This window comes from Streptococcus sp. GMD4S (genome assembly GCF_000296955.1).
Map to the genome: position 1 here is coordinate 1 of NZ_AJRE01000547.1, position 741 is coordinate 741.

1 protein-coding gene is annotated in these 741 nt (G+C 45.2%); it reads right to left on the reverse strand.

What is annotated here, in order from left to right:
- Positions 1-43: 43 nt before the first annotated feature.
- Positions 44-741, reverse strand: a 698-nt coding sequence (locus tag GMD4S_RS12465; protein WP_000294356.1) for an aminotransferase class V-fold PLP-dependent enzyme, incomplete at its 5' end; no start/stop codon positions are given.

Consider the following 741-nt stretch of genomic DNA (forward strand, 5'->3'; position numbering starts at 1 on the left):
TTTCGAATGGTCTGCCACCACTGCCATATAAAGGCTATCTAGTTTAGAAAGTGCCATTGAAAAACTCCTTTGTCTTTTGTAGGGCATCGACTAGCTTGTCACAATCTGCCTTGGTATTGTAGATATAAAAACTTGCACGAGCTGTTGCTGGGACTTCCAAATACTGAAGCAAAGGTTGGGCGCAATGGTGACCAGCACGAACAGCCACTCCTTCATAATCAAGTGCTGTAGCTAGGTCATGGGGATGAAGATCACTTAGGTTAAAGGCAATGACACCTGAACGTTGAGCCAGGTCCTGCGAACCATAAATGGTCAAGCCTTCAATGGCCTGCAATTTTGGATAGACGTATGCAATCAATTCTTGTTCATGCGCTTCAATGGCATCCATGCCAATCTTTTCCAGATAATCCACTGCTGCAGCAAGTCCGATAGCACCTGCCATATTTGGCGTTCCAGCCTCAAATTTCCAAGGCAATTCCTTCCAACTAGCAGATTGCTCATAGACGAAATCAATCATCTCGCCACCAAATTCAACTGGAGACATTTGTTCCAGATACTTTTCTTTACCGTAAAGCACACCGATGCCAGTCGGACCAGCCATCTTGTGACCTGAAAAGGCGAAGAAGTCCACATCCAAGTCCTGGACATCAATCTTCATATGAGGCGTAGATTGAGCACCATCCACTACCATGATAGCTCCAACTTGGTGGGCCAATTTCGTGATTTCCTTGATAGGATTGA